The organism is Xanthomonas prunicola (assembly GCF_002846205.1).
Classification (GTDB): domain Bacteria; phylum Pseudomonadota; class Gammaproteobacteria; order Xanthomonadales; family Xanthomonadaceae; genus Xanthomonas; species Xanthomonas prunicola.
Genome location: NZ_PHKV01000006.1, coordinates 86,535 through 111,776 on the forward strand (window position 1 = coordinate 86,535; position 25,242 = coordinate 111,776).

Genomic DNA, 25,242 nt, shown 5'->3' on the forward strand with positions numbered 1-25,242 from the left:
TGGATCGCATCTTTACCCGCATGGGACAACCTCTAGTCAAGTTTCGTGGCTGAAGGTGTTCTGGATCCAGAAAAAAATCTTGTTCTTGTCTCCCAAGATCGTGTGCAGTAAATCCATGAAACATGACTGGTCGCGGCGACAGATGCATTCGTTGAGGTCCTCGAGATCGGTCAAGGATGCGTCGCGGTCGCCGTCGAAATGCATTACTCCACGCTCGCAGCCACCAGCCGTTGCCACAGTGCGGCGTTGGCCTCGCTGTCCGGCTCCAGGGTGGCCAGGATGCTGAGCGCGTGGTCTTCATGCTCGGCGCCGTGGCGGGCGAGCATGGCCAGGGCGGCGGCGAGGCGGCCGTAGCGCAGGGCCAGGCCGAGTGAGGTCGCGAGCAGGGTGGTGTCGTGTTCCGGGCGCTGTTCGTCCAGCGCGGTGCTGAGTTGCGCAGACAGGTCCCAGGCAGTGGCAATGGTCTTGGCCACTGCAGCGGTATGGCGTTCGACCAGGGCGGCGGCGACCTCCAGGTTGTAGGGCACGCCGGGGCGCTCGGCGTAGGTGTCGCGCAATACGCGCAGGATCACGATCGCGCCCAGACCCTGCAGCAAGCCGGCGAGTTGACCGGACAAGGTGTCGCCGCCGCGTTGGCGTAGATAGGCGGCTGCGGCGGTGGCGGTACGCAGTGCGTAATCCCACACGGCAGCGGGCAGGCGTGAGTAGAGGCCGCCATCCAGGCTCAACACCGGCTGCATCACGGCCGCGGCGACGATCTGGCGCACGCCTTCGGTGCCGATATGCACGACCGCACGCTCCAGGCTTTCCAGCGGGCCGCCTTGCGGGCGATACAGCGCGCTGTTGGCGATGCGCAGCAGGTTGGCCGCCAGCGCCGGGTCCTGCGCGATGATTGTGGCGATGCCACGACCGGAAGCGTCCGGGTCGTTCACCGCACGCATCAGCTGCGGCAACAGGTGCGGGCGGCGCGGCAGCAATTGCGGGCGCAGGTCGACATGTTCGAGCGCGGCGCCGACAGCGGCCAGCACCTCCGCCTGCGCAGGGTCGGTCGGCAGCGTGCCCTCGGCTAGCGAGGGCGTGGCCATCACCGCCGCATACATGCGCCGCAACAGCGGGCGCATCGGCGGTGGTTCTATCTGCAGTGGCTGTGCGGTGGGCCGCTGCGCTGGTTGCGGCGGCGGCGCGGCTGGCAGTGGTTCCGGTGCGATCGGCGAGGGCGACGCGTGTGCGGTGGGCGCGCTGACGGCAAGCGGCGGCGCGCTGTCATCGGCCTTGGCGTCACGGCGGCGCGCCAGCAACCACCAGACGCCGCCAGCGAGCACAACGGCACCTAGCAGTCCGGCGGCGAGCAACAACAAGGTCGCGAGCATCATGGAAGAAATCGTCTGAGCAGTGCTGCGACTATCCGCGAAGCCGGTCGCGGCGGCAATGTGCGCCGATGCCCGCGCGCTGCCGATGTGCTGGCGGATGCACCGGTTCGAACGTGCAGCAAGGCACCTCGCGCGTTGTCGTCCGCTGCAATGCATCGCACACGAATGCGGCCAACCGATACCTCGCCGAGCGAACGCTGCTTGGGCAGAGCGTTGATGCAGGCAGGCAATCGCCTGCCATGGTGTGCAGAGGTTCGTTCATCGCTAGCATGTACACACGTCCTCTGCCCAAGCGAGTGCCTATGTCCACCGTCACGCTCCACCGCGTTGTACGTGCCAGCCCCGAGCGGATCTATCGCGCTTTCCTCGAAGCCGATGCGGTGGTCAAGTGGCTGCCGCCGAACGGGTTCACCTGCACTGTCGAGCATTTGCAGGCACATGTCGGCGGCACCTTCCGCATGGCCTTCACCAATTTCGCCAATGGCGAGCGGCACGCGTTCGGTGGCACCTACCGCACGCTGCAACCCAATGCGTTGCTGCGCTACGACGATGCGTTCGACGACCCGTCGCTGCCCGGCACCATGGTGACCACGGTGCAGTTGCACGCGCTGCCGTGCGGTACCGATCTGCACGTGGTGCAGGAAGGCATACCCGAGCAGATTCCGCTGCATGCTTGCTACCTGGGCTGGCAAGATTCGTTGATGCTGCTGGCGCATCTGGTGGAAGCGCATCCGGAGAATTGACCGGGCGCCGCGCACCGCGTGCTTGGTGCAGTGCAGCGATGAGCGGCATGTCTTCAGACTGACCTCTGCGCTGCACGTCGCGCTAACGCGGTGGGCGCCACTATGCGTCACCAGCTGTGCAGCCCTAGAGCATCTAGGCAGCTTAAAGGGTGCAGGCATCCGCAGTTGGACCACATTCGCTTACCGACAGACACCGCGCGCTGCGCGGTGTCTGCGTTTGTGTCCGAGGTCAATACGGCACGCCTCACCCATGTTGCTGTAGAGCGAAGCCTGCAAGTCACCCTGTGGCGGTCGATCTGCGCTACAGCGTGCCCTGCTTCCATAGCCGCACGATTTCGGCTGGCGCATGTTCTTCGGGGATGCGCAGCGGCTCGCTGGCGCCATCCCAGACGATGCTGAAATAGCGACGGTCGCCACCGCCGGCCTGCGGGGCCGGCAGCGCATGCACCATGCACTGATCCAGCACGCTACGTAGGTGCAGCCGCTGCGTCTCGTCCAGCGCATCCATCACCAGCTGGCGCTCGCGGCGCATGGCCGGAAAGGCCGCCACGCCGCCCTCGCGTGCGAGTCGCAAGGTCACGCCCGGCTCTATCGGTGGCCGTTGTGGGCTCATGCGAGCACACCCATGTCGCGCCAGGCTTGCTGCACGGCGGCGGTTTCGCTGCTGGGGGCGCCGTCGTCGGCGCTGGCCACGTTGACGGTCAGCGCGGCGAAGGTGGCGAAGTCCGCACCGGCGGCCAGCTTGCCGCCGGTGAGCGCGCGATACCAGATGCGCCCGGTCTTCTCCCACGCAGCACCGCCGCTCGCGACGGCGGCACGATAGAGCGCGTGGTTAGGAATGCCGGCATTGTGGTGCATGCCGCCATCGTCCTCTTGCGTGTCGACATAACCGGCCATGGTGGCCGGCCGTGGATCGTTGCCCAGCGCCGGGTCATCGTACGCGCTGCCAGATGCCTGCATCGAGCGCAGGCCCACGCCGATGATCCAGTCGGCCTGGTCGGCGCTCTGGCGCAGCGTGTACTGCTTGATCAGTACGCCGAACGCATCCGAAACCGACTCATTCAAGGCGCCGGACTGGCCTTGATAGATCAGGTTGGCGCGGCGCTCGGTGACCCCGTGGCCGAGCGCGTGCCCGACGACCTCGATGGCGATGGTGAAGCGGTTGAACACCTCGCCGTCGCCGAATACCATCTGCTCGCCATTCCAGAACGCGTTGTCATAGCCGCGCTCGTAATGCGCCGGGCCGATCAGCGGCACTCCCTTGAAGTCGATCGAATCGCGTCCATAAACGGTCTGGAAGAAATCGCCGGTGGCGCCCAGGGAGTCGTAGGCTTCAGTCACGGCCACGTCTTGCGTAGCCGCGGCGCCTTCGTCGCGTACCAGAGTGCCGGGCAGGGTGGCGCCGTGCTGGGTATCGGAAATGCGTCGTTGCACCATCCCGGCAGCCTGTTTTGCCTCGGCTTCTGCAGCCTGCGCATCGGCGCGTGCCAGCAGCCCGAGTGCGCGCTGCTGCCGCAGCTGCGCCATGAGTTGCCGCGACAGCACCGCGCACTGACGCGCATGCGCGGGCGCCGCCTGCGCCACGTGTTCGAGCAGAGACGGCGGCAGAATCCCGGCGCGGCCCGGGCTGGCGAACGCGGACATGAGCGACCTCCACAATGGCTGCGCTCGCGACTATGCGGGCGCGGGCTTTAGGAATTCGTTAGCCGGCGCCGGTGACCGCGTGCAGTGTGGATCGCGCAGGGTGCTGCGTTCATTCCAGCTGCGACAGCGCCTGCGGGATGGGTGTCTGGCCGTCGATGAAGCCCAGCGTTTTGCCGATACTGGCCGGCGTTGCCAGTACGGCAGCGATCACCTGTGCCACGTTGCCGCGCGAGACGCCACCGTCAGTGTCGCTGCCCGGGTCGAGCGTGATGCCGCCCGACGGCGAATCCGAGGTGAGCCGGCCGGGACCCAGCACGGTCCAGTCCAGCGTGGTGCTGCGCAGGTGCGCATCGGCGGCACCCTTGGCCTGCGCATAGGCGAAGAACGCATCGTCCGGCCCGACGCCGTGTTCCAGCCCGGCACCGAGATACGAGACCATCACGTAGCGACGCACGCGCGCCTGCTCGGCCGCATGCATCGAGCGGATGGCCGCATCGCGATCCACCGCATAGGTGCGTGCCGCATCGCCGCCGCCCGCGCCGGCCGACCACACCACCGCAGCGTGCCCGGCCAGTTGTGCGGCAATGCCATCGTTCTGCGCGTGTTCGATGTCGAACACCACCGGCGTGGCGCCATCGGCAATCACGTCGTCTTCGTGTGCAGGGTTGCGGAACAGCGCAGTGACCTGATGCCCGCCACGCACCAGCAGCGGCGTGAGCAGGCGCGCCACCTTGCCGTGGCCGCCGATGACAAGAATTCGAGACATGCCCTTCTCCAACAGCAGCGCGCCAGCATGGCGCGGAAAGGCGATCATGCTGGCCAATGCGGTGCTAAGGCGGCGTTATTGCAGACCATCACTGACATAACGCCAATGCGCAGGCATCCGCCGCTGCGCGCCACGGCGATTGCTCCATGCATGGCGATCCTCAAACGACTGGGCATGTGGCGATCGAACATGCCTGCCAGCATTCCCCGTAGCCGCCACATCTAGGACACTGGTGTACCAGAGTCTGCGAGAGTCGCTGATGCCGATGTCTTCCGAGTTACGCCCGCGCGTTGGTTGTGGCGCCTTCATCCAGCGGGCCGATGGTCACTTGCTGCTGGTGCGGCGCGGGCGTGCGCCCGAGCAAGGCCATTGGGGCCTGCCAGGCGGCAAGGTGGATTGGATGGAAACCGTGGAGGCCACCGTGGTGCGCGAGGTGCTCGAAGAGACCGGTCTGCAGGTGCACCCGCAGCGCGTGCTGTGCGTGGTCAGCCACTTCGAACCGGACATGGACCCGCCGCAACACTGGGTGGCGCCGGTGTACCTGGCCAGCATCCAGGGTTCCGAACACGCGGTGCTGTGCGAGCCGCAGGTGCTGCTGGAACTCGGCTGGTTCGGACTCGATGCCTTACCCACCCCATTGACCCGCTCGGCCGTGCAGGCGGTGCGGCAGGTGCAGGCCGAGCGCGCTGCCACGCGCGAATGACCGCGTGGCAGCGGCGCTGAGGCGATCGCGCCGCGGGCGTGCCCCGCCTCGTCCGCGCCACGTGGATTTTGTCGCCGCGCTCGGCTATTTTCTGCGCTGCCGGGGCGAGGGGACAGCACGCCCGGTGGATCGAATCGCACGGCCGGGATGCCGAACGCCTGCGTGGTGCCCGGCCACTCATCAGGGGAAACGAATGGAATCGCTCTATCCGCAAGGCCCGGCCGTGGTGCCGGAACAGCTCACTGCGCCCAGCAGCAACTACCGCCGCAACGCCTGGCTGGCCATGCTCGGGCTGGGCGGCTTCATCGCGGTGTATCTGGGCTTGCTGGTGTGGTTCGGCTGGACCGCCTACCGGTTGGTGGCCGGCCTGCTGCAGGGCTCCGGTGGCGAGCAGGCGTTCTGGTTGTGGGTGGTGGCGGCAGGCGCTGCGTTTCTGACGGTGTTCATGGCCAAGGCGCTGGTGTTCAACAAGCGCGCCGAACGCGACAGCCGCGCGCTGGAACTCACGCCCGCCGAGCAGCCGGCGTTGTTCGCCTTCTTGCACCAGCTGGCCGACGATGCCGGTGCACCACGCCCGCACAAGGTCTATCTGTCGGCGCAGGTCAACGCCGGGGTGTTCTACGACCTGTCGCTGATCAATCTATTGCTGCCCTCGCGCAAGAATCTGGATATCGGGCTGGGCCTGGTCAATGTGCTCAACCTGGGCGAGTTGAAGGCGGTGCTCGCGCACGAATTCGGCCATTTCGCCCAGCGCACCATGGCGGTCGGCCGTTGGGTGTATATCGCCCAGCAGATCGCCGCGCATATCGTGGGCAAGCGCGATGCACTGGATCGCGTGCTGGCGACGCTGTCGCGCATCGATTTGCGCGTGGCGTGGATCGGCTGGGGGCTGTCGTTGATCGTGTGGTCGATCCGCTCGCTGGTCGAAATTACCTTCCGTGGCGTGGTACTGGCGCAGCGGGCACTCTCGCGCGAGATGGAATACCAGGCCGACCTGGTGGCCGCATCGCTCACCGGCAGCGATGCGCTGGTGCACGCATTGCACAAGCTGGAAGCGGCCGACGACGGCTTCCAGCGCGCGCTGCGCTTTGCCGCGCGCGAGTTCGCCCAGGACCGCCCGGTCAAGGATCTGTTCGCCATCCAGTCGCGCATCATCGAACACATGCGCGTGGTGCTGAACGACCCGGGGCACGGTGTGGTACCGGCGGTACCGACCGAGGCGGCGCCGACGCACCGGCTGTTTCATACCGAAATCGCGCAGCCCTCGCAGATGTGGGCCACGCATCCACCCAGCGCCGCGCGCGAGGAGAATCTCAAACGCCGCTACATCGCCTGCGCCATCGATGCGCGCCCGGCGATGGAACTGCTGCACGGCGCCCAGGCGCTGCGTGAGCGTGTGTCGCTGGGCATGTTCAACGGCCAGGCGCCCACCTGTGTGGACACCGCTGTTTCGCTGGAGCAGTTGGAACGCGAATTCGCCGCCTTGTCGTTGTCGCGGCGCTACCAAGGGTTGTACCTGGGGCGCTCCTGCACGCGTACCGCGCGCACTCTGGCCGAGCTGTATGCCGCGCCGCTGCCATCGGGCGACCTGCTGCAGGCGTTGGACAGCCTGTATCTGCCCGACGATGGCCAGGCGATCGAACAGCTGCGCGAGCGCGAGCGCCAACGCGCCACCTTGCAAGGCTTGATGGATGGCGGGCTGCGTGCGGCCGGCGGTGTGGTGACCTGGAAGGGCACCACGCTGTCGCGTACGCAGCTGCCGGCGGTGATCGCCGAACTGGACGACGAACTGCGGGTGCTGCGTGCGCGCGTCAGCGGCCACGATCAACGTTGCCGCAGCGTACACCTGGCGGCCGCCAACACCATCGGCGGCGACTGGCCGGCGCTGCTGCGCGGCTATCTGGCAGTGCTGCATTACACCGATCACACCATTGCCGATCTGGAAGACGCCAACCTGCTATACCTGCAGACCTTTCACAGCGTCATTGCCGATGGCCGTGTCTCGGCCAAGGAACTGCGCAAGCTGGTGGCGGCCTGCAACCAGGTGCAACGCGCGCTGCGTCATGTGTATGCGCAAGCCGGGCGGGTGCAGTTGAATGCACCGTTGGCGCAGGCCCTGGGCAAGCCGCAGTGGTCGCAGTGCCTGCCGGAATTTGGCTTGGTCGAGGCCGACGAAAACAACATCAACGCCTGGATGAAGGCGGCCGGCAGCTGGGTGCAGGTCACCCTGGACGCCCTGGGCACGCTGCGCGATGCCAGTCTGGAAGAGTTGCTGCGCGCAGAGAACGCCGTAGCCGAGCGCCTGCGGCATGACGAGGCCTCGCCGACCGACGACACGCCCCCGGCAGCGCCGGGCGACTACCCGATCCGCCTGCCGGGCGAAGTGCGGCAACGCGATCTGCGGCAGAACCTGTGGCAGCGCTTTCTGGCCGCCGACGGCGTGTTTCCGTCGGTTGCGCGGGTGGCGGTGGCCGCATCCATTGTTGCTGGCGTGTTGTGGGCCGGTGGCACCGTGGGAATGGCCGAAGTAGTCGCCTACAACGGCTTGCAGCAGACCGTGACGGTGGCCATCGATGGACAGTCCGCCACCATCCCGGCCAATGACCGCCATGTGTTTCGCTTGTCGGAACGCGCATCGCATCACGTCGAAACCCGCGCCGCCAACGGCGCGACGATCGAACGCTTCGATGCGCCCAGTGGCGGCCACGGCGGCCAGTTCGCTTACAACGTCGCCGGTGCCGCGCTGCTGCTGAACTGGCGGGCCAGCTACGGCTCGGCCAGCGAAGACACCACTCGCAGTTTGAGCACCACGCGCTGGGAACGCACCCAGGCGCAGGACATCTTCAGCGCGCCGCCGGAGACGGTCAGCGGCAAGGGCAGCCAGTACCGCGACGTGCTGACGGCCGTGTCCGGGCGTGCGCCACACGAACTGCTGGGCGAGCTGGGCCCGGAGCGCGATCTGGCGCTGATCACCGCGCATGCGCAGTGGGACGATGCGGGCTCGGCGTACCTGCAGCAGTGGATGGAGCAATTGCGCAGCACCGCGCCACAGGCCGTGCCTGGCATTGTGACCGAGCGCCTGCAGCGCAACCCGCAAGACGTGGTGGCGCTGCGCATGCAGCAGGACATCGCCACACCCGAGCAACGTGCGCAAGTGTGCAAGCAGCACACCGCCGCTGCCCAGGCGCATCCGGATGCTTCTGCGTTGCAGTACGCGGCGATCCGCTGCAGCAGCGATACCCCCGAGCGCGACCAGGCGTTTCTTGCCGCACAGGCGCGCTGGCCCAACGACCCCTGGCTGCAACGCGCAGCAGCAGCCGTGCAGGTCGGCCAGTTGCATCTGCCGCAAGCCCAGGCGCTGTACGAACAAGCAGCGCGTGCGCCGGCATTGGCTGACGAAGTGTTGCCGATGCTGGCGCGTTTGCAGCGCTACCGCGGCCTGGCGACGGACCTGCCGGGCATGGCGCAGCAGTCGCCATCACTGGCGTCGATCGTGGCACTGGAAGGCGGCGAACGCACGCAGGGCACGCCGTACCACAGCTATTACGCGCTGGCCCACGGCCAGCTGGACACGGCAGTGTCAGAGGCGGCCGCCAATGCCAACGTGCACGCACGCATCGTCCGGCTCGCCGCTGCATCCAAGGGTGCCAGCGCCGCGTTGCGGCAGCAGGCGCGTGCACTTCCCGACAGTGCCGGGCTCGACCCGATCATCGCACCGAGTACCTGGGCACTGGCCGCACGCGAAGGCTGGCCGGTGGATGCGTTGCGCGCGGCGACCCTGCAAGGCACCGGCGAAGACGGCGCACACATCGCGCGGTTCTTCGACGCGGTGCAGGCCGGCAGCAGCCAGCAGCAGGCCGAAGCGGCGCTGGGCGGCGTCAGCCTGGTCGGCCGCGGCTTGGCCTATACGATGGCGGCCGTGCTGCTGGGCGAGCGCTGCCCGGATGCGTGGCGGCGTGGCGCACAGCAGTTGCTGTTTGCCAGCGAGCGGCCCTATCTGGGCTGATCCACTGCATCGTGCCTGGTGATGCCACGCGCCTGGCTCGAACGCGGCCGAACGCAGGCTATCCTCCTCGGCCCAAAGCGCCTGGGAGGGCACTGCATGACACGGCATTGGCGAAAGGGATCGCTCGCGCTGCCGGAAAGCCAGCAGGCGCTCCGCGTGATCGTACGCTTTTTCAGCATGCACCTGGAGCTGCCGCCGCAGTTCCAAGCGCAGCACTAACGCGATGCTGACACCGACTAGGCGCAAAACTTACATCTTCTCTCCTAGGTTGGGACCGACCGGCGCTGTACTTGCAGCGTCATCATTCACCAGGAGAATCGCATGAGTCTGCAAATTCCTCAGGGGGCCTTGGTCGTGGTGGCCGATGGCGGCGAAGCCCGTTGGTTCACCAACACCGGCAACGAATCCAAGGTGGTACTGCGCCAGCATGCGCGCACCGATGTGCAGAACGTCGATGACGACGGCCCGGCCGGCAAGGCACCGCGGGACCTCACCGAGGCGGACCTGGACGAAATGACGTTCGCCAAGCAGCTCTCGCACGCCTTGAACGATGGCGCGCTGAAACACGAATACACGCATCTGGTGCTGGTGGCGGATCCGACCACGCTGGGCCGCGTGCGCCCATTGCTGCACAAGCAAACCCAGCAGCGTCTGGTGGGTGACCTTGCCAAGGATCTGACCAACCTGCCGCTGGAAGATATCCAGCGCGCCCTGTCGTAACACAGCGGAGCAGCGAGACGATGGGGTTCGTGCGCGAGTACGCCACCCAGGCACCGGAACGCAGTGCGGTGGAGGCACAGACCGGACTGCAAGTGCTGGAGTTTGGTACCGACTGGTGCGGCCACTGCATTGCCGCCCAGCCGCTGCTGCAAAAGCTGCTGGGTGTGTACGAAGCGATCGACTACCGCAAGATCGAAGATGGAAAAGGGCGGTCGCTGGGCCGCTCTTTTCGCGTCAAGTTGTGGCCCACGATCATCCTGCTGCGCGATGGCGAAGAGTTGGCGCGTGCGGTGAGGCCGCAGACGCGTGAGGATCTGCAAGACATGTTGTCGGTGCTGGATGCCGGTTGATTGCCTGCAGCAGTGCACTGCTGCGCCGCGCACTTGGGACCAGTAAAAGCGCTTAAACACATGGCGCGCAGTCGCCTGGCGCATGCAGCAGTGATTTTCAGTCGCTACAAAACGCGCGTACCCACCGCGTTAATGCAGATGCACTCGCCGCCATGATGCAGGGCCTGCGTGACGACGTGGCGGCGTACGTGCACGCACAAGACAGGGTGATCGCGTCTATGCACATCGCGCACTCGTGCATACGAATCCGCCAGACCCAAGGCCTTTTCCCGTACTGCACGCAGTCGCGCCTGCAACGATCTGCGCGCTGTAGTAACATGGCGCACTGATCAAGCCCCTGGGCATTGCCCATCCCTTGGTCGTCTGTCCCGCAGCGTCGCTGAATCCACGCGGCCGTCCGGGAATGCCTCCGGTGTCATCCAGTGCAATGCGCTGCCGTGCTTGCGTGATGTGCCGTGTCCTGTGCGTTGCCAGGGCGAGCGGGCAGCGATGGCCTGCGTCCGACGAGCAATCCGAGGCGCGACTTACGGAGACCACAGATGCACGATGCCCGCGCGATGCGTTCGCACTTTGGCTGGTTCAAACGCCGCCGCCAGCTGCAACTGGATGATGTCACCGTGGTGGACCGCGGCATGCTGCGCAAGGCCGTCGGCGCTGCGGCGCTGGGCAATGCGATGGAGTGGTTCGACTTCGGCGTGTATGGTTATCTGGCGGTGACGCTGGGCCAGGTGTTCTTCCCGGCCAGTAATCCGACCGCGCAGTTGATCGCCACCTTTGCCACCTTCACCGTGGCCTTTCTGGTGCGGCCGATTGGCGGCATGGTGTTCGGCCCACTCGGTGACCGTTACGGACGCCAGAAAGTGCTGGCGGCCACGATGATCCTGATGGCGCTGGGCACCTTCAGCATCGGCCTGATTCCTGCCTACGAGCGCATTGGCCTGTGGGCGCCTGCACTGCTGTTGCTGGCGCGTTTGCTGCAAGGGTTTTCCACCGGCGGCGAATACGGTGGCGCGGCCACCTTCATTGCCGAATACGCCACCGATCGCAATCGCGGCCTGATGGGCAGTTGGCTGGAATTTGGCACGCTTGGTGGCTACATCGCCGGTGCTGCCACCGTCACCGTGTTGCACATGAGCGTGACCCCGGCGCAGATGCTCGATTGGGGCTGGCGCGTGCCGTTCCTGATCGCCGGCCCGCTCGGTCTGCTCGGTCTGTACATGCGCATGAAGCTGGAAGAAACCCCGGCATTTCGCGCGTACACCGAACAATCCGAGCAGCGCGAACGACAGAGCGCCGCGCAAGGCGTGATGACGTTGCTGCGCCTGCATTGGCCGCAACTGCTCAAGTGCGTGGGCCTGGTGCTGGTGTTCAACGTCACCGACTACATGCTGCTGACCTACATGCCCAGCTATCTCAGCGTCACCATGGGCTACGCCGAGAGCAAGGGCCTGTTGCTGATCATCCTGGTGATGCTGGTGATGATGCCGCTCAACATCGTCGGCGGCATGTTCAGCGACAAACTGGGGCGGCGGCCGATGATCATCGGCGCCTGCATCGCACTGTTTGCATTGGCGATCCCATGCCTGTTGCTGATCGGCAGCGGTCACGACGGATTGATTTTCGCCGGGCTGATGCTGCTTGGTCTGGCGCTGGTGTGCTTCACCAGTTCGATGCCGTCCACGTTGCCGGCGCTGTTCTACACGCCGGTGCGCTACAGCGCGTTGTCGATCGGCTTCAACGTCTCGGTCTCGTTGTTCGGCGGCACCACGCCACTGGTCACCGCTTGGCTGGTCGAGCGCACCGGCGACCCGCTGGTACCGGCGTACTACCTGATGGGTGCAGCGGCAATCGGCTTGCTGACCATGCTGTTCGTGCGCGAAACCGCGGGATTACCGCTACGCGGCTCGCCGCCTGCGGTCGCCAGCGACGCCGAAGCGCGCGCACTGTTGCAGGCCGACAGCCCGGTGACGGTGGATGCGCAGTTGCCGGTCAACACAGCATCATCGATGGGCCAGCCGCGCACGGCGTGAGCGATCGGCGTTTTCCGCACGACATGCGTCTGCTGCGTCAGGCGCATGTCGTGTTACCGCAGCAGCGGGTTGCCTGGTGCGCGATACGCGGTGCGAGCGATGGCCTTGCGCATCGCCGCCATGTAGGCGGGGCGACGGCCAGAATCGTCGAGGAGGGCGGCTAGAGGGCCAACACACCCTTGCGAGCGGCTGCGTGGCAGTCTGCGGAGTCGCTTTGGGAGCTGTTCTTGTTGGTCATGATGCGATGGGCGGAAAGCTCGCTGTGTTTCAGGTCTACCTGCTGTTGCCCGTCATCGACGCAGCGCGTTGAACGCTGCCAACGCGCGCTTCTGAATCATTTGGCGCGCTGTGCGGGTGTTGCTCTAGCGATTCGGGCATGCGCATATCGGCCGACGGCGCGCCCTCGCCGGTTTCCACATAGCGTTTGAGGCTGCTGCCCAGGAAGAAACGCCAGCCGCGCGCGCAGGCCTCTCTGCACGGCGAATCGCGGTAGCCGGACTGCACGAAATCAATCTGTGTGCCCTGGCTGGTGGAGCGTAGCTCGAAGCGCATCACGGTGCCTTTCCAGGCGTCGGTATCGAGCATGTTGGAATCGTGGCAGCGCCAGCACACCAGCTGATGATTGGCCCCGGCATCAATGCTGAGCTCCACTCGCCAGCCCTGCCGGCTCCACTCCAGGCGCACCAGATCGTCGGCCAGGCTCACTTCGCGAGTCCACCAATGCGCAAGCTGGTGGGGCTCGGACAACGCAGCAGAGACCACTTCGGGTGCGGCGGCAATGACGATGCTATGGCGGATCTCGCAATTCATCTGGTGAGCAATCGCTGCTTGGACGCCGATGATCCCGGATTTTAACAGCCAATTGCGTTGCAGGCCCAGCATGGTTCGGTTCGCTTGTGCGGCGCTCACATCGCGCTGGGTAACATCGGCCAGGTCCCAACCATGATGAGCAGGCATGACAACGCTTCCGATACCGGTGATGGACGCTGCCGCGCAGCGCGATCTGGCCACGGCCCACGCATTGCTGGAAAACCCCGGCGTGGCGGCGCAACTGGCCAACGCGCTGGGTGCGCCGATCGAGAGCCTGATGACCAAGCGGCTCCCCAAGATAGTGACCCGCAGCATCGATGGCCTGACCCGCCGTGCGCTGCAGGTGGCGATGAAATCGGCGTTGCTGAGCCTGCGCGGCAAGACCGCTGCGCAGCAGCCGGCGTCCACCACGCGGCACACGCTGGCAGTGGCCGTTGCTGGTGGTGCAGGGGGCTTTTTCGGCCTGCCGGGGCTGATGGTGGAGCTGCCGATGACCACCACGGTGATGCTGCGCTCCATCGCCGATATCGCCCGTGCCGAAGGCGAATCGCTCCACGACCCAGAAACCGCGCTGGCTTGCCTGGAAGTATTGGCGCATGGCGGTCGCAGTGCCAGTGACGATGGCGCCGAATCGGGCTATTTCGCAGTACGTGCGGCGATGGCGCAGCAACTGAGCGCCGCGGCCAGTTACGTGGCCGCGCACGGCTTCGCCAGCAAGGGCGCACCGGTGCTGGTTTCGCTGGTGTCGCGGGTTGCGGCGAAGTTTTCGGTGAATGTGGGCGAAAAACTTGCCGTACAGGCAGTGCCGCTGGTCGGCGCGGTCAGTGGCGCCACGCTCAACACCGTTTTCATGCGCCACTTCCAGGCGATGGCGCGCGGACATTTCATCGTGCGCCGCCTGGAGCGCCGCTTTGGCGAAGACGCGGTACGGCGTGCGTATGAGGCATTGCCGCCGCCGCGGTGATGCGGAGCACGTCATGCGGCTCTAAAGTGCCTGCGTTGTCATCGTGCAACACGTCCTGCAGGTAAGGCCACCGCGGGTGACACGCGGTGCAGGATCACCACTGCGAGGTCGCGTGTTCTCATGCCACCTAGGCAGTGATCGCTGCAGAATTCCGCTACGCGATAATCGTCTTCACCCAGACAGATGCTGATCATGACCAAGCCCTTTTCGCCCGCCTCTGCGCGTAACCGCGACCCGATTCTGGACGTGCTGCGTGCGCACTTTGCCGATCGGCAGCATGTGCTGGAAATCGGCGCGGGCACCGGGCAGCACGCAGTGCATTTCGCTGCAGCAATGCCATGGTTGCAGTGGCAGGCCAGCGATCACGCCGATCATCTGCACGGCGTGCAGCAATGGCTGGATGAGGCTGCACTGCCGAATACGCCACCGCCTATTCCATTGCAAGCCGTGTTGACGCCCGCGCCCTGGCTTGCACCGCCGCCCCGCCTGCCCGCGCTGCGTGATGGCCACAGTGGCTTCGACGCGATCTACAGCGCCAACACCTTGCACATCATGGGCTGGCCACAGGTGCAGGCCTTGTTCGCCGGCTTGCCAACGGTGATGGCGACGGATGCAGTGTTGGCGGTCTACGGGCCATTCAACCGCAACGGGCAGTTCATCAGTGACAGCAATCGTGACTTCGACGCGATGTTGCGCGAGCGCGACCCCGCATCGGGTATTCGCGATGCCGAGGCAGTGGATGCGTTGGCAGCATCGGTGGGCTTGCAGTTGATCGACGATGTGGCATTGCCGGCGAACAATCATTGCCGGGTGTGGCGGCGGTCGTAGAAACGTTTGCCTCATGGCCCGATGAGCACATGCAGCTACAAGCAGCGTGTGTGGCGATCACGACATTAAACGCGGGCGCTTCAGACTCCCGGCTACCCGGCAGGACGATGCGATTGGCGATACCAAGCAGGTGTACAGGCGCTCGTTTCTGTTAGGGATGCCCGATCGATAGGAGCATGATCATTGGAATACCTGTCAGAAACCAGGCAATCGGAATCCACAGACGCCTGCGCGCATTCAACCAGAGCGGTTTGACGTGCTCGGGAATCGATGAGGCAGGTTGGGCGATCCATGCAAGTTCGGCGAACCCGTTATAAGCACCGGGTCCAAGCCCGGGGAACTGCGTTAGCTGCTCCCATCGCTTGCGATCTGTTGCTTCCAGCTCGCGACGGGCCCGAGCACTTCCAATCAAGCAGGGGATGCCGAGCACCAACAGGCTCCCGAAGCCATAAGCGGCTGCCAGTGCGTCGCTTGGGCCTACGATGGTAACGCGCAGGAGGACAAGCAGGCTTGCGTATGTAAGCCACGGGATGACACACCAACGCATCTTCATCCGATCTCCAGAGTGCTTCGATGATGAGATGGCGCGGTGTAGGCACTGCCGTCCATGCGCGACGGCCGTGATAGGAAGGTCTGCCGCGTTGTCAGAGACAATAGCGGCCGCAAGTCGTGTTGCGCTGTCAGCGCGCGGATGCCTGGTTTTCCCGCCGCCGCTCGAACCACCACAGCGCTGCGGCCACGCCGAGCCAAATGAGCAGCCACGGCCAACGCGCGCCCGGTTGTGTCGCAGGCATGGCGATGGGTGCGGCGGCAGTGCCGCTCGCCAGCGCAATGGTCGCTGCGCGCAGTTGCTGCGCGTACATGGCGGGTGCGTCGTTGGGCGCGCGGATGTAGAGCCAGCGTTGCGTGGTGCCGCTGTGCAGACGATGCCAGCCGGGGGTTGCTGGCCAGTAGCCGGCGCAGGGCGGCGCGTTGCCGTTGCGTTCCAGCAGCAGGGGCTGGCGGGCCTGGTTGGGGTCGGAGACAACGGCATCGACGCTCAGGTCGCACAGGGTCATGCGTTGCTGCGACCAGCCTTGCTGCACCGGGGCCGGTAGCGCGGCGCCCGGGCGGGCGACGGCGCCGGACAAGTGCGCCCAGAGCGCCGCATGCAGATCGCTGCGGCCGGCCAGCACCAGCGCGAAGCTGTCTTCGACCAGGCCGATGCCGATGCGCCCGCGGCCTTGTGCGCGCCACCACCCCAGGGCGCTGCCATCGTCGGCGCGCGCGGCGATCAGGGCGTCGCTGGCCTGTGGTTGCAGATCGCGACGTTGCAGCGGCGCAATTGCTGGGGCATCGCCCGGGCTGGTGGCCGGATCGCTGGGTTGAGCCAGCGACGACAGCCGCTGCGGTGCGGGCAACGGGCTGCTGGTGCTGCCGCCGCTGACGGAAAGGCCGAGTGCGGCCAGGGCCGCGCGGGTGCCGGCATCCAGTGGCCCGTCGCTGCGCACCAGGACGCCTAAACCGCGTTGGATTGCCGCGCGCACGGTGTGACGCTGCGCATTGCCCAGCGCGACCAGGCGGCGGGGGTCGATGATCAGCAGGTCGAGCCGGTCCAGGCTGGCCGCATCCAGCGCGGCGCCCTCGCCGAACTGCACCCCGGGGCCGACCGCGATCTGACTGCGCACTTCCAGCCCGGCATCGCTGGCCCAGCGGCGCAGATATTTCAGTTCCGGCTGCGGTGCGCCGGCCAGGAGCAGCACGCGCGTAGGCGGCATGGCGGCAATCAGTACCGGCACCTCCACGCGGCCACGTTCGGCGCCAGTGGCATCGCGCACACGCACAGCGAACAGCACCTGGCCCGGCGCCCGGGCGACGCCACGCAGGCGCACGCGGCCGGCGCGATCGGCCCCTGCGCTGTCCACCACCTGGCCGGCCGGGTCGAGCAGTTCCACGCGTGCGTTGGCAAGGCCCTGCAGCTGCGCATCCACGGCAATGGTGTCACCCGGGGCCACCGGCGGCGGTGTCGACACCGCGACCAAGCCTGGCGGCGCAGGGTTAAGCGCCAGCTGTGGCGGCATTGGCAGCCCCTCGCGGTCGCGCGCGGGCAGGCCGCTGCCGTGCACGACCAGCGCGGTGGTGCCGGGCGCGCGTCGTAGCGCGGTGGCCAGGTCCGGCACCCGCGTTACGCCGGGTAACGTGGGTGCCTCGGGCAAGGCGACCCAGCGTGCTAGGTCGCGCGTGGGGACCTGCCCGGCTGCGGTGCCGGCGGTGGCGACATGCAGTTCCCCACCGCTGCCGGCGCGCGGCGGTGGCAGCAGCACGGGATACAGCAGTGCGGCGAGCAGTGCTTGGGCGGCGAGCAGCAGCCAGAGCCGGATGCGCGGCTGCGGTTGCCGGGCGTGCGTCCGCAGCAGGCGCACGCAGCCGATGACGGCGACCAGCAGCAATGCAGCGCCGACCAGCCAAGGCAAGGAGTGCGTCATGGTTGCGGCTCCCGGCGCAATGCATCCAGAGAGCGACCGTCGTACAGCCTTGGCGATGCGGTCTGCGCGCACGCCAGCGGACCGCTTGCTGTCACGGCGACAAACAACCTCGCTCGGATCGAGCGGTGCATCGGGAGACAGCGGATCAGGTGTGCACTCACGGCTGCATCTCCTGCTGCAGCGCGTCCAGATAACGCTGGCCGCGGGCATCGGCTGCGGCGCGGCGATGCGGTGCTGCCGGTGGGGCGAGCAGGGTGCGCCAGACCTGGGCGCGTAGCTGGGCGCGGCAGCTGGCGCACTCGGGTTCGGCGCGCAGGGTTTCCACGGCGGCGGCCAGGCTCAGCGGGTCGTGCAGGCGATCCTGCCGGATTTGCAGCCACTGCGCGTAGCGGGCCAGGGTGGCGTCGGGCACCGGGGTGGCTTCGCCCAGTGCGTCCCATAGCTGCAATGCGGAGGGGTCTGGATCCGGTCGGGTGTCCAGCCCGGCGGCGCGGTCGCCCAGGCCGGCGCGGTCGCCGCTGAGACGACGGCTGGGGTCGATCGGCGGAAGTTGCGTGCCCACGCGCGCCAGATAGATGCGCTCGGCCTGCTGCACCTGCTTGATGAAGCCCAGCGCCTTGTTGGCATACGGCAGCGCGCGCTCGGGGTGGCCCTGGCGCAGCTCGCCCTCCGATTGCCACATCTGGTCCAGCGCAGCGCGCAGCAGCAAGCGGGTCTGCGGATCGAGCAGGGTGGCAGCCTCGGCGTGGTCGTGGGTATGGCCGAATTCGGCCAGCACGTTCTCCGCCTGGCCGAAGCTGCTGCGCTCAGGCCGTCCGTTGCTGCCGCCATGGTCATGATCGTGATCGTCCAGTGCGGCGGCGCCGGGCTCGGTGGCGTGGGCGTGGTGATCGTGACTGTCGTGGTCATGCCCGGCGTGGGTGTCCGACGCAGCGGCGGGCGCGCTTTGCGCATCTGCGGTGGACATGTCGGCGGTCGGTAGATCGTCGGCCGGCGCGTCGCTGGTGGGCGGCGCGTCGGCAGTCGGCGGACCTTGCGGCGCGCCTTCGCTTTCTTCGCCCAGGAACTGGCCGTAGCGCAGTCGCAGCAGGCGCTGGTCCACGCCGATGGCATCGGAGCGCTTGAGAAAGGTGGCCGCATCCAGGCGCGGTTTTTCCTTCAGCAGCGCCTCGGCATCAATGATGATCTGGCGCTGGCTGCGAAAGTAAGCCGGCAAGGTCCGCTTGACGCTGGCTTCCAGCCCGGCGGCCATGGTCTGTTCGGGCGGCGGCCAGCGCAGGATCACGCTGGCGCTGCGGCCTTCCTGCGGACCGGGCTGGCGGGTGTCGTGCACGATGAGTTGGGCGATCAGGTCATCGCCGGCGGCCATGCCCAAGGCTTGCGGCGGCAGCGTGGTGGCGAAGCTGCGTTGCCGGGCCGGGCCGCTGCCAGTGAGCGTGCGGCGCTGGGTGGTGAAGGTGATGTTTTCGCCGCTGCCCTGGGCCAGGGTCAGGCGCAGCTCGGCGCTGGCGGCGACGGCGTAGTCGTCGCTGGCTTCGAAGCGCAGGGTCCAGGGGCCGTTGGCCGGCGTCCACGACACCAGGCTCTGCTCGGGCGCGAGCACGCGCACCTGCGGCGGGCGGTCGGGCAGCACGTCCAGCCGATGCAACTGGCGGTCGGCCGGTGCGCCATCGATGAGGATGCGGTACAGGCTGGCGCGCTCGGCGACCCAGTGGCCTTGCCACGCAGCGCTGCCGCCTTGCCGGGCCAGCGCGACGGTTCGACCGTCGGTCAGCCGCAGGGCCACGCTGCGCGGCGCCGGGCTGACCTGCAGTTGCCAGTCCAGCCGGGTGCCGGCGGGCACGCGCGCATCCAGACCGGGCAGCCGCGCGGCGGGAAGGCCGGTGTAGGCCGGCGGGCTGCTGCGCAGCTGCGCCTGCCGCAGCGTGGGGGCGCCGCCGCTGGCACGCGCTGCGGCAACGCGGTCGGCCGGCGGCGCGCGTTGGGCGGCCGGTTGTGGCCACAGCAGCAGTGCGCCACAGGCGAGCACGCCGAGCACGCTCCAGGGCCAGGCCCGCTGCCACGGCCAGGCCGGCCGCAGGTCGCGTGGGATGCTGCGCAGGCGCTGCTCCAGCCGCTGCCGTTGCAGGGTCTGCAGCGGACCGAGCTGGGTGACGGGGGTGAACAGCACATCGCTGCTGTCTTCCAGATCGGGATCGCGGTCCAGCCGGCGGATCAGCCAGGTCTGATCGAGCCGCCGCGCGGCCAGCAGCGCCACGCCGCCCAGTGCCAGCAGACCCACAAGCAGCAGCGCCACGACGGCTGCCTGCGCACCGGTGCGCCATGCCAGCGCCGCCGGCACCGCTGCCAGCGGCAGCCCGAACACCAGCACGCCTGCGGCCTGTCGCCGCCGTGCCGCCCACCACGCCTGCTGCAGTGTCGGCGTGCTCATGCGGGGGTGGCCCGGCGCGGCGCGGTGGCCAGCCAGCGTTCGAGCGCGAACAGCAGCAGCACCAGGCCGACCAGCCACGGTGCCAGTGGCCACGCTGCGGTGGTCAGGCGGCTTGCGGCACCGCGCTGTGGCTGCTGGGTCTGTGCCAACGCGCGCTGGGGTGTGGGCAGCGGCTGCAGGGCGTCGTGCAGGCGGGTGGGGAAATCGGCTTCCAGCAGCGCGGGCAGTTGCTGCGGCTGTAGCGCTGCGGACCACCGCAGCAGGCGTCCGTGGCCGAGTGCTGCGGCATCGAGCAATGGGTCGCCAGATGCGGCCTGTTGTACAGGCTGCAGCGCGGCGGCGAGGTTGGGCGGGATGGTGGTCTGCGCATCCAGCAGCACCTGCCCGCCCGCTGCGACCCAGGCCATCACCGACTCCGGCGGGGCGCTGCGCGACAGCCATACCACCACCGTGCCGGGCCTCCAGCGCGCCGGCTGGGCATCGGCCGGCGTGCCGACCGGCAGGCCGCCCGGCAGCGCCCAGGCAGCATGCACGGCGCGCAGATAGCGCAGGGCCGGCGCGGCGCTGTCGTCGGCAATCGCCTGCAGTCGGAGCGGCGCGGCAGTGGCGGGCGCGGTCACCGGCGATTGGCCGGGCAGTACCTGCCAGCGCACCTGGCGCGACAACTGCAGGCGCTGCGCATCCAGCGGGCCCCACTGGGCCGGCACGATCACGCTGAGCGCGGCGCCCGGCGGCAGGCTGGCATCGAGTTCGCGCAACAGGCTGGATACCGGCTGCGTCGTGTCTGCGGGCGTGGCGGGTCCTTTCGGCGCATCGGCGTTGGCATCCGCATCCACCGGCGGAAAACCCGGCGCCAGCCACACCCACTGCGCGTCTGCGGCGTGGCCGAGCTGACGCGCGGCGACCACATCGACCCCCGGGCTAAGCGCAATGCGCGGGCGTGCATCTTCATGCGCGCGCACGGCCGGCTCGGCCAATAGCAGCGCCACGGCGGCGAGCAGCAATAAGCGCACCAACAGCAGCGGCCATTCGTCCAAACGCAGCCGATGGCGCGGGCGCGGCATCGCACGCAACCAGCGCAACGCGGCGAAGTCGGTGGGCCGGTGTTCGCTACGCCGGGCCAGATGGATCAGCAGCGGCAGCAGCAACGCGGCCAACGCGGCCAGGCCCGCAGGGAAGAGCAACAGCAGGTTCATTGCCAGACCCGCTTGGCGGCGTGGTCGCAGGCCAATGGCGAGCTCATCGCTGCGCACCTTGTCCGAACAATCGGCGCAATGCCGCGTCGGGTGCTGCGTCCAGATAATGCAGTGCATGCGCGATGCCGGCGGCTTGCCAGCGCGCCTGCCGCGCGCGCTGTGCAGCGCCGAAGCGTTGCAGATAATCGGCACGCATCGCCGTGCCATCGCCCAATACTTCTTCGCCGGTTTCCGGGTCGCGAAAACGGTGCCCGCCGCTGAAACTGAAATCGCGTTCGTCGCAGGTCAGCACCTGCAGTTGCATGACTTCGCGGCGGGCGGCTGCAAGTTTTTCCAGCGCAGCATTCAGTTCGTCGTCGAAGCCATCGCCGATCGACAGCACCAGCGCATGCGCGGCGATGCGTTCCCACAACGGGCGCACGGCATCCATGCCCGGCCAGCGCCCGCCGGCGCGCACTGCGTGCAGCGCCAGCCATAGCCGGTCGCGTTGCCTAGCCCCACCGCCGGCCGGCACTGCTACCAGCCCGCCGCCATGTACTGCGAACAGACCGACCTGATCGCCCTGCTGTAGCGCGATTTCTGCAGCGCAAGCGGCCAAGGTCGCCATCGCCTGCAGGCGCGTGTTGTCAGGGCGCGCGTGATCGGCCTGGCCAGCCGAGGCAGTGGCATCGAGCACCAACCACAGCGTAAGCGGGCTTTCGCGCTCGGCTTCGCGCACGAAGAAGCGATCTGAGCGCGCATAGATTTTCCAGTCGATCTGGCGCAGCGCATCGCCTGGTTCGTATGCGCGGTATTGCGCGAATTCCAGCCCGGCGCCTCGGCTGCGGCTGGCGTGTTGCCCGATGCCGTGCGCACCCTGCGCGTGACGCGCACGCAGTTGCAGACCACGCAGGCGGCTGCGCACGTCGCTGGGAATCAAGGCCGGCACGTCCACATGCACGCCGCGCTGCGCCTCAGGCCGGGAATGGCACGGCGCGCAGCAGTGCGGCGACCACATCGTCGGCCGTGCGTTGTTCGGCTTCGGCAGCGAACGAGAGCAACAGGCGGTGGCGCATCACCGGCGCCGCAAGCGCAACCACGTCTTCGCGGGTTGCTGCAAAGCGGCCGTGCAGCAATGCGCGTGCCTTGCACGCCAGTACCAGCGACTGACCGGCGCGCGGGCCGGCGCCCCATTTGATCCACTGCCTGACTTCATCGCTGGCCTGCGGGCCGGGCCGGCTGGCGCGTACCAGACGGTTGATCCAGGTCAGCAACTCCGCGCCCACATGCACCTGGCGCACGTACTGCTGCAGTGCCTGCACGCTGGCCGCGTCCATCACCTTGGGCACCTGCGCGCTCGCGCTGCCGGTGGTCTGGGTGAGGATGTCGCGCTCTTCCTGCTCGCTGGGGTAGTCCACCCGCACATGCAGCAGGAAGCGATCCAGCTGCGCCTCCGGCAACGGGTAGGTGCCGGCCTGTTCGATCGGGTTTTGCGTGGCCAGCACGAAGAACGGCGCCGGCAGCGCATAGGTGGTGCCGGCATAACTGACCGTGCGTTCGCTCATGGCTTCCAGCAGCGCGGCCTGGGTCTTGGGCGGAGTGCGATTGAGTTCGTCGGCCAGCAGCAGATTGGTGAAAATCGGCCCTCGCTGAAAGCGGAAATGCCGATGCCCGGTGCCATGGTCTTCTTCCAGCAACTCGGTGCCCAGGATGTCGCTGGGCATCAAGTCGGGGGTGAATTGCACGCGGCGAAATTGCAGCTCCAGCGCCCGCCCCAGCGAGCGCACCAGCAGCGTCTTGCCTAACCCGGGCGCGCCTTCCAGCAGGCAGTGTCCACCGGCGAGCAAGCCGATCAACAACTGCTCCACCACCGCAGCCTGGCCCACCACCGCCTGGGCCAGCGCCGCACGCAGCGCGCCGAGTTGGGACAGCTGCGTGCTGAGCGTCTCGTCGTTGGGGGAAGTCATGGGGCAAGTCTCGTTATAGGGTTGCTGGTGTAGGAGCGCGCTTGCGCGCGAGGCTTCACCGGTCAATCGTCACCGCGCGCGAGCGCGCTGCTACATGGCGATCGACATGTGGCGATCAATTGGTCAATGCGTACATCACGATGTTGACGCCGAACTTGGTGTTGTCTTCGGCCAGAAAGCGTTTGTTGCGCCAGTCGTAATCCCATTCGCAGCCGTAATCCTTGTTGCTGTAGAGCACTCCCAGGCGTCCATCGATGCTGATGCCCTTGAGATAGTCATGCACCAGATCGTCGCCCCAGCCATTGAGCTCGAAGCTGGTCGCCGGCGGGCCGTCCGGGAACTTGAAGAATGCGCTGTAGAGCCGATGGCTTTTGGGGAGCTTCTGCAGCGCAGTCTTGCCGAAGATCGAGGTCATCTGCGCTTGGAACGATGTAGCGAACAATCCATCGATATCGTGATTGCAATCGTCCACGAACACGAAGCCGCCATTGCGCACATAGCGCTCGAAATTGCGCCGTTCGGCCGGGTTGAACTCCACCAGCTTGTGCCCGGACAGATAACAGAACGGTGCCTGCAACATGCGCGGGTCGGCAAGATCGATCACATGCTCCTGCGGGTCCACACGTAGCTGGGTGTAGTCGATCAACGAGGTGATCAGGTTGGACGGCATGCGCGCGTCCACATCCCAATCACCGGAGTCGTAGCGCAGCCGGGTAAACCAGAAATCGTAATTGCCCGCCGCCCGCGCGCGCTGCGGCAACGCCAACGCAGCAACGCTACCGAGCAGCAATCCAAGGAAATGGCGGCGCGTCGCGGGCGCCGCCAGGGCGTGTAGACCGCGAACGGGATGTGCAGGAAAACCATCGGGCCGCGAAGAGCTTGCTCCGCTCTCCCATTCCCGATTCCCCACTCCCGATTCCCGGCTCTCAGTCACACCGCATCCGACAACGAGGTAAACGTAAAGTCGCGCAGCCGCATCGGTGGAATCATCATCACGAAGTTGGATTCATCACCGGCCACGCGCACCGGCTTGCCCAGCTCATCGATGTTGTTGAGCATGATGACCGGCGATTCGTTGAAGCGGAAGTTCTTCACCGGATATTTGATCTGGCCGTTCTCGATGTAGAAGGTGCCGTCGCGGGTCAGCCCGGTCAGCAGCACGGTCTGCGGGTCGACCATGCGGATGTACCAGGTACGCGTGACCAGGATGCCTTTCTCGGTGCCACGCACCAGTTCGGCGATGTTCTTGTCGCCACCGGCCATCAGCAGGTTGCCCGGCTCGCCCACCGCGCGCTTGCCGTTCTTCTGCGCCCAGTAGCGCGAATACTGCAGGTTGGCGATTTTGCCGTTCTCCACGATGGACATCTTTTCGCGCGGCAGGCCTTCTTCGTCCCACGGCATCACCGCGGCACGCGGGTCCCACGGGTCTGCGCTGATGTTCACGCGCGGGTCGTAGACCTGCTCACCGAGCTTGTTGCCGCCGCCCTTCTTGGACAGGAAGCTGCGGCCTTCGTCGGCGCGCCGTGCGTCGAAGAAATTCATCATGAAGGAGATCAGCCCCGCCGCGGCGGCCGGCTCCAGGATCACGGTGTACTTGCCCGGCTCCAGCGCCTTGGCTTCGGCCGAATCGCTGGCCTTGCGCATGGCGATGCGGATGTCCTGCTCGGCCTTGAAGTCGGCGGCATCTTTCAGATTGCGGCCCACCCAGCCCGAGCCACGGCCGTCTTCGGTGCGCACGGTGCAGGTGTAGTCGAAGCGCGCGCCGCGCTGATAGCCGAAGTTGCCTTTGCTGTTGGCGAATGCGGTAAAGCTCTGGCCATCTTCCAGGAAGCCGGCGGCGATCAGGCCCTTGCCCTTGCATGGGGCGATCGAATCGGCCGCCACCTGCGCGCGGAATGCCGGATCGATGGCGGCGGTGGATTCGCTGAAGGTGGGGCTGGCGGTGTAGGTCTGCTTGTCGACAGCCGGCATGAACTCAGGATTTTCCGGCGCCAGCTTTGCCAGATCTTCGGCGCGGCGCACCACGCGTTCCAGCGAGGCGTCGTCGAACTCGTTGATGGTGGCGATGCCCACGCGCTTGCCGAACGCCACCTGCACCTGCAGATCGGTGTTGTCGACGATGCCGCTGGTGGACACGTTGTTGAGCGCAAAACGGATATTGCCGTCGATCGACCCGGTGAGCGTGGCGGTGCACTCGTCGGCTTTGGACAGCTTGATGACCTTGTCCAGAATGGCCTTGGCCTGCGCTTCGGTAAGGATGCTCATGTGGG

Annotated in this window: 21 protein-coding genes and 1 pseudogene; 9 read left to right on the forward strand and 13 right to left on the reverse strand. The window is 67.0% G+C overall.

Annotated features, from left to right (window positions below; genetic code table 11):
* Nucleotides 1–203: 203 nt before the first annotated feature.
* Nucleotides 204–1,373: an HDOD domain-containing protein gene (locus XpruCFBP8353_RS17265; RefSeq protein ID WP_101364298.1), complete on the reverse strand. Its 1,170-nt coding sequence runs from the start codon at nt 1,371–1,373 to the stop codon at nt 204–206.
* A 299-nt stretch (nt 1,374–1,672) separates the two neighbouring features.
* Between XpruCFBP8353_RS17265 and XpruCFBP8353_RS17270 the strand changes: the two genes are divergently transcribed.
* Nucleotides 1,673–2,113, forward strand: coding sequence for an SRPBCC family protein (locus tag XpruCFBP8353_RS17270; RefSeq protein ID WP_101364299.1), 441 nt, complete (start codon nt 1,673–1,675; stop codon nt 2,111–2,113).
* A 301-nt stretch (nt 2,114–2,414) separates the two neighbouring features.
* On the opposite strand, the gene XpruCFBP8353_RS17275 is transcribed toward XpruCFBP8353_RS17270, so the two are convergent.
* The 3 genes from XpruCFBP8353_RS17275 to XpruCFBP8353_RS17285 all read right to left on the reverse strand — a co-directional run bounded on the left by XpruCFBP8353_RS17275 (nt 2,415) and on the right by XpruCFBP8353_RS17285 (nt 4,523).
* On the reverse strand, nt 2,415–2,726 hold the full coding sequence (locus XpruCFBP8353_RS17275) for a protealysin inhibitor emfourin (protein WP_101364300.1): 312 nt from the start codon (nt 2,724–2,726) through the stop codon (nt 2,415–2,417).
* Nucleotides 2,723–3,757: a M4 family metallopeptidase gene (locus XpruCFBP8353_RS17280; protein WP_101364301.1), complete on the reverse strand. Its 1,035-nt coding sequence runs from the start codon at nt 3,755–3,757 to the stop codon at nt 2,723–2,725. Before XpruCFBP8353_RS17280 ends, XpruCFBP8353_RS17275 begins: the two co-directional genes overlap by 4 nt.
* A 109-nt stretch (nt 3,758–3,866) precedes the next feature.
* On the reverse strand, nt 3,867–4,523 hold the full coding sequence (locus XpruCFBP8353_RS17285) for an SDR family oxidoreductase (RefSeq protein WP_101364357.1): 657 nt from the start codon (nt 4,521–4,523) through the stop codon (nt 3,867–3,869).
* A gap of 232 nt (nt 4,524–4,755) precedes the next feature.
* Between XpruCFBP8353_RS17285 and XpruCFBP8353_RS17290 the strand changes: the two genes are divergently transcribed.
* The 6 genes from XpruCFBP8353_RS17290 to proP all read left to right on the forward strand — a co-directional run bounded on the left by XpruCFBP8353_RS17290 (nt 4,756) and on the right by proP (nt 12,332).
* The gene (locus XpruCFBP8353_RS17290) at nt 4,756–5,226 is read left to right on the forward strand and encodes an NUDIX domain-containing protein (RefSeq protein WP_101364302.1); all 471 of its coding nucleotides are present in this window, start codon (nt 4,756–4,758) and stop codon (nt 5,224–5,226) included.
* Nucleotides 5,227–5,509: 283 nt separating this feature from the next.
* Nucleotides 5,510–9,232, forward strand: a complete 3,723-nt coding sequence (locus XpruCFBP8353_RS17295; protein WP_101364358.1) for a M48 family metallopeptidase — start codon at nt 5,510–5,512, stop codon at nt 9,230–9,232.
* 96 nt (nt 9,233–9,328) lie between these two features.
* Entirely contained in the window at nt 9,329–9,451 is a 123-nt protein-coding gene (locus XpruCFBP8353_RS24480; protein ID WP_279327772.1) for a hypothetical protein, read from the forward strand.
* A 102-nt stretch (nt 9,452–9,553) separates the two neighbouring features.
* Nucleotides 9,554–9,952 (forward strand): host attachment family protein, encoded by a 399-nt coding sequence (locus XpruCFBP8353_RS17305; RefSeq protein WP_101364303.1) that lies wholly within the window; start codon nt 9,554–9,556, stop codon nt 9,950–9,952.
* Nucleotides 9,953–9,972: 20 nt separating this feature from the next.
* Nucleotides 9,973–10,302, forward strand: a complete 330-nt coding sequence (locus XpruCFBP8353_RS17310; RefSeq protein WP_101364304.1) for a thioredoxin family protein — start codon at nt 9,973–9,975, stop codon at nt 10,300–10,302.
* Between the two features lie 539 nt (nt 10,303–10,841).
* On the forward strand, nt 10,842–12,332 hold the full coding sequence (proP, locus tag XpruCFBP8353_RS17315; protein ID WP_101364305.1) for a glycine betaine/L-proline transporter ProP: 1,491 nt from the start codon (nt 10,842–10,844) through the stop codon (nt 12,330–12,332).
* A 342-nt stretch (nt 12,333–12,674) separates the two neighbouring features.
* On the opposite strand, the pseudogene XpruCFBP8353_RS17320 reads toward proP, so the two are convergent.
* Nucleotides 12,675–13,142: pseudogene (locus XpruCFBP8353_RS17320) on the reverse strand (SRPBCC family protein); the annotation flags it as partial.
* 169 nt (nt 13,143–13,311) lie between these two features.
* On the opposite strand from XpruCFBP8353_RS17320, the gene XpruCFBP8353_RS17325 reads away from it, so the two are divergent.
* Together XpruCFBP8353_RS17325 and XpruCFBP8353_RS17330 are read left to right on the forward strand one after the other, a co-directional pair.
* On the forward strand, nt 13,312–14,106 hold the full coding sequence (locus XpruCFBP8353_RS17325) for an EcsC family protein (RefSeq protein WP_101364306.1): 795 nt from the start codon (nt 13,312–13,314) through the stop codon (nt 14,104–14,106).
* Between the two features lie 192 nt (nt 14,107–14,298).
* A complete protein-coding gene (locus tag XpruCFBP8353_RS17330) occupies nt 14,299–14,934 on the forward strand; it encodes a DUF938 domain-containing protein (RefSeq protein ID WP_101364359.1) in 636 nt (211 codons plus the stop codon).
* A gap of 151 nt (nt 14,935–15,085) precedes the next feature.
* Here XpruCFBP8353_RS17330 and XpruCFBP8353_RS17335 read toward each other — a convergent pair whose 3' ends face one another.
* The 8 genes from XpruCFBP8353_RS17335 to XpruCFBP8353_RS17370 all read right to left on the reverse strand — a co-directional run bounded on the left by XpruCFBP8353_RS17335 (nt 15,086) and on the right by XpruCFBP8353_RS17370 (nt 25,237).
* Entirely contained in the window at nt 15,086–15,487 is a 402-nt protein-coding gene (locus XpruCFBP8353_RS17335; protein ID WP_243391153.1) for a hypothetical protein, read from the reverse strand.
* A gap of 127 nt (nt 15,488–15,614) precedes the next feature.
* Nucleotides 15,615–17,399 carry a hypothetical protein gene (locus XpruCFBP8353_RS17340; protein WP_101364307.1) on the reverse strand — a complete coding sequence of 595 codons (1,785 nt, stop codon included), beginning with the start codon at nt 17,397–17,399 and terminating at the stop codon, nt 15,615–15,617.
* Nucleotides 17,400–17,556: 157 nt separating this feature from the next.
* The gene (locus tag XpruCFBP8353_RS17345) at nt 17,557–19,830 is read right to left on the reverse strand and encodes a DUF4175 domain-containing protein (protein ID WP_162301099.1); all 2,274 of its coding nucleotides are present in this window, start codon (nt 19,828–19,830) and stop codon (nt 17,557–17,559) included.
* A complete protein-coding gene (locus tag XpruCFBP8353_RS17350; protein ID WP_101364361.1) occupies nt 19,827–21,026 on the reverse strand; it encodes a BatA domain-containing protein in 1,200 nt (399 codons plus the stop codon). The genes XpruCFBP8353_RS17345 and XpruCFBP8353_RS17350 overlap by 4 nt, the downstream gene beginning before the upstream one ends.
* A 43-nt stretch (nt 21,027–21,069) precedes the next feature.
* Nucleotides 21,070–21,966 carry a DUF58 domain-containing protein gene (locus XpruCFBP8353_RS17355; RefSeq protein WP_101364363.1) on the reverse strand — a complete coding sequence of 299 codons (897 nt, stop codon included), beginning with the start codon at nt 21,964–21,966 and terminating at the stop codon, nt 21,070–21,072.
* A 13-nt stretch (nt 21,967–21,979) separates the two neighbouring features.
* Nucleotides 21,980–22,972, reverse strand: a complete 993-nt coding sequence (locus tag XpruCFBP8353_RS17360) for an AAA family ATPase (RefSeq protein WP_101364308.1) — start codon at nt 22,970–22,972, stop codon at nt 21,980–21,982.
* Nucleotides 22,973–23,087: 115 nt separating this feature from the next.
* Nucleotides 23,088–23,906 carry a DUF4159 domain-containing protein gene (locus XpruCFBP8353_RS17365; protein ID WP_101364309.1) on the reverse strand — a complete coding sequence of 273 codons (819 nt, stop codon included), beginning with the start codon at nt 23,904–23,906 and terminating at the stop codon, nt 23,088–23,090.
* Complete coding sequence (locus XpruCFBP8353_RS17370; protein WP_101364310.1) at nt 23,903–25,237, reverse strand: TldD/PmbA family protein; 1,335 nt, start codon at nt 25,235–25,237, stop codon at nt 23,903–23,905. Before XpruCFBP8353_RS17370 ends, XpruCFBP8353_RS17365 begins: the two co-directional genes overlap by 4 nt.
* Nucleotides 25,238–25,242 lie beyond the last annotated feature (5 nt).

What these genes read in the sequence shown, in the direction of transcription:
- XpruCFBP8353_RS17310 (WP_101364304.1), top strand. Translation starts at nt 9,973, where the DNA reads ATGGGGTTCGTGCGCGAGTACGCCACCCAGGCACCGGAACGCAGTGCG.
- XpruCFBP8353_RS17265 (WP_101364298.1), bottom strand. Translation starts at nt 1,373, where the DNA reads ATGATGCTCGCGACCTTGTTGTTGCTCGCCGCCGGACTGCTAGGTGCC.
- XpruCFBP8353_RS17275 (WP_101364300.1), bottom strand. Translation starts at nt 2,726, where the DNA reads ATGAGCCCACAACGGCCACCGATAGAGCCGGGCGTGACCTTGCGACTC.
- XpruCFBP8353_RS17325 (WP_101364306.1), top strand. Translation starts at nt 13,312, where the DNA reads ATGGACGCTGCCGCGCAGCGCGATCTGGCCACGGCCCACGCATTGCTG.
- XpruCFBP8353_RS17350 (WP_101364361.1), bottom strand. Translation starts at nt 21,026, where the DNA reads ATGAACCTGCTGTTGCTCTTCCCTGCGGGCCTGGCCGCGTTGGCCGCG.
- XpruCFBP8353_RS17340 (WP_101364307.1), bottom strand. Translation starts at nt 17,399, where the DNA reads ATGACGCACTCCTTGCCTTGGCTGGTCGGCGCTGCATTGCTGCTGGTC.
- XpruCFBP8353_RS17280 (WP_101364301.1), bottom strand. Translation starts at nt 3,757, where the DNA reads ATGTCCGCGTTCGCCAGCCCGGGCCGCGCCGGGATTCTGCCGCCGTCT.
- XpruCFBP8353_RS17335 (WP_243391153.1), bottom strand. Translation starts at nt 15,487, where the DNA reads ATGAAGATGCGTTGGTGTGTCATCCCGTGGCTTACATACGCAAGCCTG.
- XpruCFBP8353_RS17305 (WP_101364303.1), top strand. Translation starts at nt 9,554, where the DNA reads ATGAGTCTGCAAATTCCTCAGGGGGCCTTGGTCGTGGTGGCCGATGGC.
- XpruCFBP8353_RS17345 (WP_162301099.1), bottom strand. Translation starts at nt 19,830, where the DNA reads ATGAGCACGCCGACACTGCAGCAGGCGTGGTGGGCGGCACGGCGGCGA.
- proP (WP_101364305.1), top strand. Translation starts at nt 10,842, where the DNA reads ATGCACGATGCCCGCGCGATGCGTTCGCACTTTGGCTGGTTCAAACGC.
- XpruCFBP8353_RS17295 (WP_101364358.1), top strand. Translation starts at nt 5,510, where the DNA reads ATGCTCGGGCTGGGCGGCTTCATCGCGGTGTATCTGGGCTTGCTGGTG.
- XpruCFBP8353_RS17330 (WP_101364359.1), top strand. Translation starts at nt 14,299, where the DNA reads ATGACCAAGCCCTTTTCGCCCGCCTCTGCGCGTAACCGCGACCCGATT.
- XpruCFBP8353_RS17285 (WP_101364357.1), bottom strand. Translation starts at nt 4,523, where the DNA reads ATGTCTCGAATTCTTGTCATCGGCGGCCACGGCAAGGTGGCGCGCCTG.
- XpruCFBP8353_RS17360 (WP_101364308.1), bottom strand. Translation starts at nt 22,972, where the DNA reads ATGACTTCCCCCAACGACGAGACGCTCAGCACGCAGCTGTCCCAACTC.
- XpruCFBP8353_RS24480 (WP_279327772.1), top strand. Translation starts at nt 9,329, where the DNA reads ATGACACGGCATTGGCGAAAGGGATCGCTCGCGCTGCCGGAAAGCCAG.
- XpruCFBP8353_RS17370 (WP_101364310.1), bottom strand. Translation starts at nt 25,237, where the DNA reads ATGAGCATCCTTACCGAAGCGCAGGCCAAGGCCATTCTGGACAAGGTC.
- XpruCFBP8353_RS17270 (WP_101364299.1), top strand. Translation starts at nt 1,673, where the DNA reads ATGTCCACCGTCACGCTCCACCGCGTTGTACGTGCCAGCCCCGAGCGG.